This is a genomic window from Mesorhizobium sp. B2-8-9 (genome assembly GCF_006439475.1).
Taxonomy (GTDB): Bacteria; Pseudomonadota; Alphaproteobacteria; order Rhizobiales; family Rhizobiaceae; genus Mesorhizobium.
Window position 1 is genome coordinate 74,158 of record NZ_VFTQ01000030.1, and the last position, 7,375, is coordinate 81,532.

Annotated in this window: 6 protein-coding genes; 2 read left to right on the forward strand and 4 right to left on the reverse strand. The window is 62.9% G+C overall.

Annotated features, from left to right (window positions below; genetic code table 11):
- From FJ423_RS27325 to FJ423_RS27340, 4 genes are all read right to left on the reverse strand, one after another.
- Positions 1–1,755, reverse strand: a complete 1,755-nt coding sequence (locus FJ423_RS27325) for a YaiO family outer membrane beta-barrel protein (RefSeq protein WP_140846050.1) — start codon at positions 1,753–1,755, stop codon at positions 1–3.
- Complete coding sequence (locus FJ423_RS27330; protein WP_140846051.1) at positions 1,755–2,147, reverse strand: response regulator; 393 nt, start codon at positions 2,145–2,147, stop codon at positions 1,755–1,757. Before FJ423_RS27330 ends, FJ423_RS27325 begins: the two co-directional genes overlap by 1 nt.
- Before the next feature lie 224 nt (positions 2,148–2,371).
- Positions 2,372–2,764, reverse strand: a complete 393-nt coding sequence (locus FJ423_RS27335; protein ID WP_140846052.1) for a response regulator — start codon at positions 2,762–2,764, stop codon at positions 2,372–2,374.
- A 5-nt stretch (positions 2,765–2,769) separates the two neighbouring features.
- Positions 2,770–5,211 (reverse strand): ATP-binding protein, encoded by a 2,442-nt coding sequence (locus tag FJ423_RS27340; RefSeq protein WP_140846053.1) that lies wholly within the window; start codon positions 5,209–5,211, stop codon positions 2,770–2,772.
- On the opposite strand from FJ423_RS27340, the gene FJ423_RS27345 reads away from it, so the two are divergent.
- Entirely contained in the window at positions 5,210–5,929 is a 720-nt protein-coding gene (locus tag FJ423_RS27345) for a hypothetical protein (RefSeq protein WP_140846054.1), read from the forward strand. The two genes, FJ423_RS27340 and FJ423_RS27345, sit on opposite strands and share 2 nt — an antisense overlap.
- A gap of 1,117 nt (positions 5,930–7,046) precedes the next feature.
- Positions 7,047–7,375: DUF4142 domain-containing protein (locus tag FJ423_RS27360; protein ID WP_140846062.1), on the forward strand; the 329-nt coding region annotated here is incomplete at its 3' end.

Sequence of the window (7,375 nt, forward strand, 5' to 3'; positions counted from 1 at the left end):
TCAGAACCGCGCCGTCACGCCGAGGCCGAATATGTTGCGGTCGAATGTCGGGCGTTCTTCATGCGCGATACTGGCGCGCAGCGTCAGCGGATCGCTGACGTCGAAGGAAAGACCGCCGAACACGGTGCGCGTCGGGATCAATGCGCCGTCGTCGATCTCCGGGGCGTCGGCATAGCCGGCGAAGACGTTGAAACGCTCCGTCACCGCAAGATCAGCGCGCAACACGTAGCCGTCGGCGCGCGTGCCGCTATCGTCCTGCGCGTGCACCCAGCGGGCCGAGAGCCCCAGCCGGCCGTCGAAGACATAGCCTTGGATCCAGGGCTGGATGCTGGTGACGCCGGTATCGACGAAATCGTCGTAGCGAGCGTCGATGTTGAGCGAGAGTGGACCGAACGCCTTTGCCGGCGCCACGACCTGCCAGGACGCGCCGGCGCCGACCGAATAGCGCGCCAAAAAGTCAGGGTCAGGCGTCACCGCGGCGAGCGCATAGGCCGAGAAGGCCGGCGTGAAGGCCTGGTCGATGCGGCCCTCGAGCTGGACGTCGCTGCGGCCGAAACGGGTCGCCAGCCGGGTGTGGCCAGAAATGGTCGTGCGCGGCGAAAGCCGATAGGCAAGACCGGCCGAACTGTCGGTCCAGTCGCCGAGACCATTGGTGAGATCGCTCGCCTCGCTGCCGATATCGAGCCGCCATTTGCGCGGCGGCGGCACGGAGAGCCTCTGCTCGATGTCGGCGGAGCCCGGCTGGATGGCGAGCGCCTGGGTGTACGCCTGGCGCGCGGCCTCGTCGTCGCCCTCGGCGCGGCGCACATCGCCGATCCCCACCAGCGCCTCGGCATTGCGCGGTTCAAGCGCCAGTACGCGCTGGAACGACTGTTCGGCCCGCCGATGGTCGCCTTCGAGCAGGGCGATCCTGCCATCGAGATCGAGCGCCTCGGCATTGTCCGGCGCGCTGGCCAGCGCCTCCTCGACCAGCGCACGGGCGCGCGGCGTGTCGCCCCGCCAGATCGCCAGGCGCACCTTGCCGAGACGCGCATCGAGAAGACCGGGCTTGATGGCCAGCGCCTGGTCGAAAAACTGACCGGCTTCGTCGAAGCGCTGGCTGGAGCCGACGACAAGGCCAAGCGCGACCAGGATGTCGGTGTTCTTCGGCGCCAGCTTCAGGGCGCGGCGATAGGCCTTCTCCGCCTCGGGCAGCTTGCCTGCCTGGCGTAGGCGCCTGCCCTCTTCCATCAAGCCGGGGACGGGATCGGGCCGGTGATGCGGTGGTTTCTTCACCGCCGCCGGAGCTGCGCGAACCGGCTTCGGCTTGCTGATCACCCCCTGTTTCGCCTTGCGGATGTTTTCGACCAGCTTTGCTGCGTCGGCATTGCTGGGGTCGGCCTGCGCGACCTGCTCGGCAAGCGGTAGTGCCGCGTCCAGATTGCCGGACCTGAACTCGACCTCGGCCATGCCGAAAGAGGCATCGCGGTAAGTCGGGGCAATGGAAAGGGCTTTGGAGAAGGCGTCGCGCGCCGCCTGAAGATCGTTGCGGCCAAGCTCGGCGAAGCCAAGCTGGACCAGCGCGTCGGCATTGTCGGGCTTGAGCGCCAGCGCGCGCTTGAGCAGGTCGGCAGCCTCGTCGAAATGCTGGGCCTGCCTCGCCTTCACGGCAGACGCGTAGAGCTCGTCGGCCGTCTGCGCCAGCGCTGCGTGCGGAGCAGCGGCGACAGCCAGGATCAGGCAGGCGGCGAGGCTCAAGCGCCGGCCGCGCCGCATCAGCGCTTCCCGCTCTTGCGAGCGATCAGCCGCGCGAGCCTGGCCAGAAGTTCCTCGGGGATGAACGGCTTCACCAGATAGTCGTCGGCGCCCTTTTCCAAGGCCGACACGATGTCCTTTTCGCCTTTGCGGGCAGTCAGCATGACAACTGGCGTTCCAGACAGAGCCGGGTCGCCCTTGATGCGCGCCAGCACTTCTAGGCCGTCGACCTTCGGCATCATCGCGTCGAGCACGATGATGTCGGATTCGTCCTGCTGCGCCTTGGCCAGCGCTTCGGCGCCGTCAGCGGCCTTGATGACCTCGTATCCCTTCGCCTTCAACCTGAATTCCATCAGCTCGAGCAACAAGGGATCATCGTCGCAGATCAGAACTCTCGCCTTCGCTCCATCCACCAGTCTTGCTCCGGTTCCGTCGCCCCCCGGAGTGATCACCCATGGACCTGCATCCGCCAATGCGTTCCATGCAGACGAGACCGTCGCAAATCATAGATAAGACCGATTCGCGACGGCCGCATTTAGATGCAATCAGTAGATGAATATCGGCACATGGTATAGGAGGCGTAAACACCGGGCCGGGGCTTGCCGATAGGCTTGTCGCCTGGGTGGCGCCTGCGCGGCTAGACCGCCGGGCCTCCGGCGCGCAACGCAAGCAGCTTCTTCACTTCAGCGGCAAGCGCCAGCGGGTCGAAAGGCTTGGCGATAACGCTCGCCGCTCCCATGGCGAGATAGCGTTCGACCTCATGCGATTGGGTGCGCGCCGTGATGAACACCACGGGTATCGGCGCCGTCGGCTGCGATGCAGCCAGGCGCTTCAGCGTCTCCGGCCCGTCCATGTCCGGCATCATCACGTCGAGAAGGATGAGGTCGGGCCGCCATGCCGCCGCCTCGACCAGCGCCTCAGCGCCCGAAGCGCAGGACCGCACCTCGAACTCCGGCTCCAGCTCAAGCGACATCTGGGCTATTTCGCGAATGTCGTCTTCATCATCCACATAAAGGATCTTTGCCGGCATGAGGGTCACTCCTTGGCTTGCGTAGTGGCTCCCGAGCCATTGAGGGTCGAAACCAGCATGTTCCTGACCAGTCTGGCAACGTCGATCTCCGACGCCTTGGTCTTGGTCATGATCGCCTGGACCCGATCGCCCAACTTGTCGTCCAGCTCCGCCGCCGAAAACACGACGACAGCTGTTTCCAGCGGCAGATTACCAAGCAGATCCAGTCCCGATCCGTCGGGGAGCGCGATGTCGAGGATGACCAGATCGAAGCGATGGTTCGCGACCGCGTGCTGCGCATCCTTCAGCGTTTTCGCCGAGGTGATCGAGACATCCGAGCCCAGCCCTTCCGACATCACCGCAAGGACGCCCTCGTCGTCCTCGACATGCAGGATATTCGGCCTCGGCTCGATCCTGCGGCCGACGATCTTGGCCATGGCGGCGTGAAGGCGCTTCGAATCGACCGGCTTCTCCAGCCAGTCGATGATGCCGACCGCTTTGCCGTTCAGCGAACGCCTGGCCTCGTCGGCGACAGCGGAGATGACGATGACGGAAATGTCGGAATTGACCTCCGAGGCCCTGATGTCGTGGAAGAGCTTGATGCCGGATTCCCCCGCCAGCTTGATGTCGAGCGTCAGCGCCACGTAATCGCGGGAACCGAGGAGAGCCTTGGCGGCGTCGATGTCGGGGGCAACGTCGCTGGAGAAGCCCTCCGCGTCGAGAAGCGCGGCGATTACCGCGGCGACATCGGGCTCGTCCTCGCAGATCAGGACACGCAGGCGGCCATCGCGTTTGCGCGACCGGCGCTCGACAAAGACCGGTTTTTCCTCCTGCCTGTGCGCTTCGGCCAGGTCGACGTGAAACGACGTTCCCTTGCCTTCCTCCGTGTCGAAGGAAACGGCGCCACCCAACTTTTCCACGATGGTTTTGACGATGCTCAAGCCGAGACCCGTGCCTCCCTTCCTGCGGGTGCTGGATGCGTCGGCCTGCTCGAACTTACCGAATATGCGGCTGCGGAATTCTTCCGGAATGCCGGCGCCCTGATCGATCACGGAGATGCGCAGCATGCCGCCCTCACGACGCTGCAGCTTCACCATCACGGTGCCGCCGTGCTCGGAGAACTTGATCGCATTGGACAGGAGGTTCGCCATGACCTGGTGCAGGCGATCCGGGTCGATATTGGCCTCGGCGCGCGGCGCGTCGTCAACCAGGACGATGCGGATCCTGCTCTCGGCCATGTAATTGGAGCTTGCGGCGATGGCCTGCTCCAGAACCGGGCGCACGGGCATCTGCTTGATCTTGAAGCTGATGACGCCCGATTCGATCTTCTCCATGTCGAGGATGTCGTTGATGAGAAGAACGAGCCTCTCGCTGTTGTTGTGAGCGATGTTGACCAGATTGGCCGCCTTGGGAGGCAATTCGCCCGCAACGCCCGCCGCGATCAGCCCGAGCGAGCCGCGGATCGACGTCAACGGCGTGCGCAGCTCGTGGCTGACCGTTGAGATGAAGTCGTTCTTGAGCTGAGCGTTTTTCTTCTGCTCGGTGATGTCGCGGCTGTAGGTGATGACGCCGACGATCTTGCCGGTCTCGTCGCGGAAGGGAGCCTTCAACGTATAGAGCCAGCCCTGGCTGCCGTCCGGGAAGAGCGCGGGCTGATCGATGCGCGATGTCTGCCCCGTCTCCAGCGTGCCCATTTCATCCTGCCTGAAGCGCTCGGCCACGTCCTTCGGATAGAAATCGAAATCCGTCTTGCCGATCAGGTCCTCGGCCGAGGCGGCACGCATCATTTCCGCGGTGGCCGGGTTTGCAACGACGAAGCGGCCGGCGGCATCCTTCACGTTGAGGCAATCCGGCAGCTCGCTGACCATGGCGCGGTAGATCATGTTCGACATGGCGAGATCGCGCCGCCGCTGCTGCCGGTCGAGCAGCACGCCGATAATGAATGTGCCGAGAAACCGGAACACCAGGGACGGAAGCGCGCTCTGCTGAACGAAGCCCGCGAGGACCTGCTGAGGGATGACCGCAAGGGTAATCAGCCCGGCAAGCGCCACCGTCACGCCCAGGCCGAGTATATCGAGCATGGTGCGCGACCGGGCTGCGACGACATGGTGCCATGCAAGCCCGACGACGGCCGTGATCAGGATGCTCATGATGCCTACGTTGGCGCCCTGCCCGCCAAGATAGACGCGGTAGGCGATGGAGCCGGCGGTAGCGATTAGCAACGCCGGCCATCCGCCGAAGAAGGCGGCAGCGCCGATGAAGGCGGCCCGCAGGTCGACGACGAAACCTGAGACAGACAAAGCCGTCGCCATGGAGATGACCGAGCCGGCGCACATGACCACGCCGAGAAGCAGCGACTGTATCAGCCGTGGAAGGCGTCCGGTAAAATCAGCCACAAGATCCCAGGCGACGACCAGGATGGAGACCAGGGCAAGGTTGGCGAGGAGTGAGTGCCATATCTCCGACATGACTTCCGGCTCCATTTTTCAAATGAATACCGACAAAACCTATCCGAGATCTAAACGCCTGCTCGTGCAGCGACAGTCGCCTGCTCACGGCACCTGGTCCTCAACGACATCGTCCTCGCCTCTCGTTAATGAACTCGGCTGGAATAGCGGGGGCAAGCAGCCCCTCCTCGACAGCTGGCCGCGTCCTCAAACCTCCCGAATCCGACAGCTGACGCAGAGCGTCGAGCCGAACTGCGACAAACTGTTTTTGGCCGTGGATAGCTTGCCCGGCTTCGGGCCGCGCGGCTGCGAGCGGGCGGGGGCTGCCAGGTATGTTGTGCGTGAGGCCGTGATGATGAAAGGGAGAACATGGCACGGCTATCGAGAAGGAGCTCTGGACCGTCTGCTTCGCCAGACGGCCACGCTGAACGGCTGCCTGCAAAACTCGAAATGGTGCACCATCGCCGAGGCCGGTGGTCAAGGCTGGGTCTATTCCGATTACGTCACGGCGGAATTCGGCGGCAATCGGGTCGTCGTGACCGAGCGGCCAGCCAATTCAGGTACCGCGGTCGTGAAAGCTCCTCGCGAGCAGGCTAATGCGGGAGCCGTCGCCGGCGGCGCTACCGGAGCGATCGCCGGCGCCATCGTCGGAGGTCCGGGCGGCGCTGCTGTGGGCGGCGCGGCGGGGATCGTCGGCGGCGGTGCGGCTGGCACCGTGATCACTCGCATGAACTCGTGACTCCTGACCCGGGATTCAAACCGGCTTGAGCCAATCGGTTCCAGCAAATTATGCGCTGACGAGAACTGCCGCTGCCTTGCAGCTGTTCATGGCTGCTTATAGAAGCGCTCCGCGGCCTTGCTGATGGCACCGCCGGGTCCATTTAGCTGGTTGCCGTATAGTTCGGATCGCCGGTGGAAATTCTCTTGGATAGCATCCAGGCTCTTTTTGACGAGGCTCTTCAGCCTACGGCACGTTGGATCCCCGTTCATCGACACGTTCGCAGTCGCTGCTTCCATCTCGTAAGCAGCTTGAACTGCCCACGACCAAGCTTTGTCTCGGCTCGATTTGACAGCGGCATCCAACCCATTCCAGCGTCTTCGCAGTTCCGGAGAAATTTTACCGATTAGGCGAGGATGAGTTGCCACCTGAGTCAAAGTGTAGTGGGCAGACGGTACAAAGCAGGTTGCCGGGCGCCGGACTGCGAAGACAACCTCGCGGCTGAACGTTGTCGACATATTCCGATCCCGAAAAGAAAAATGGCTGCCTATCTCTTCGGGAGTGGTGGCCTCTATTGCATGGGGCGTGTCCCTGCGGATCAGCGAAACCTTAGCCTCGGCGCTCGACTCGACGATACATGGCAGCGTGAAAGCTGCGAATACAAAAGATGCAGTCCGGCGCACCGTCGTTCCCCTGACAGTCAGTCTTTGCTCTATAACCTCCAAGGAATCTAGACCGTACCTATTAAAACTCCTGCCTGTGAAATTGCCGCATCATAAAAAAGATCCGCTAAAATTCTCACGCGGCGGACCTGCTCGCAAATCAGTTCGTGCGACCACGCGAACTGGTACCTGCAAAACTGCTCGTGGGGTGGAAAGCTCGCCTGCGAAAGTTTATGCTGAAGATTTATAAAGGGTCGTTGGCGTCGGAAGCCCCATGCGTAAGATGCAGAGAGCCGGCCCGCGCTTGGCTCGTCGCGATTGGGGCGGCGCGCATCTCGACGCACCCCGCCCTTACAGACGACCTAGCGCCGCCTCCTGAGCAAGAGGCATTCCTGTAGTGGCCTAAATCGTCGTTGGACCGGAACAAAGGGGTCTGGCGCTTGTTGAGTGACACCCATTCAACAAGGAACTTATCGATGAAACACCGCCTTATGATGGCAGCGCTGTCCACCTGCGCGATCCTGACATTCGCCGCACCTTCCTACGCCGCCGATAAAGCCCAGGCCTTCGTCGACAAGGCCGCCGCCGGAGGCATGTTCGAGGTCGAGTCGAGCAAGATCGCACAAGGCAAGGCTCAGGATCAGGCAGTCAAAGACTTCGCCCAAAAGATGATCGACGATCACGGCGCGGCCAACGCCAAGCTGGAGACGATCGCCGGCGAGCAGAAACTGAAGGTGCCTGCCCAGACGGACGCCGCGCACAAGAGCGAACTCGACACCCTGAACACCGGCAAGGACGCATTCGA

What these genes read in the sequence shown, in the direction of transcription:
- FJ423_RS27325 (WP_140846050.1), bottom strand. Translation starts at nt 1,755, where the DNA reads ATGCGGCGCGGCCGGCGCTTGAGCCTCGCCGCCTGCCTGATCCTGGCT.
- FJ423_RS27335 (WP_140846052.1), bottom strand. Translation starts at nt 2,764, where the DNA reads ATGCCGGCAAAGATCCTTTATGTGGATGATGAAGACGACATTCGCGAA.
- FJ423_RS27345 (WP_140846054.1), top strand. Translation starts at nt 5,210, where the DNA reads ATGACTTCCGGCTCCATTTTTCAAATGAATACCGACAAAACCTATCCG.
- FJ423_RS27340 (WP_140846053.1), bottom strand. Translation starts at nt 5,211, where the DNA reads ATGTCGGAGATATGGCACTCACTCCTCGCCAACCTTGCCCTGGTCTCC.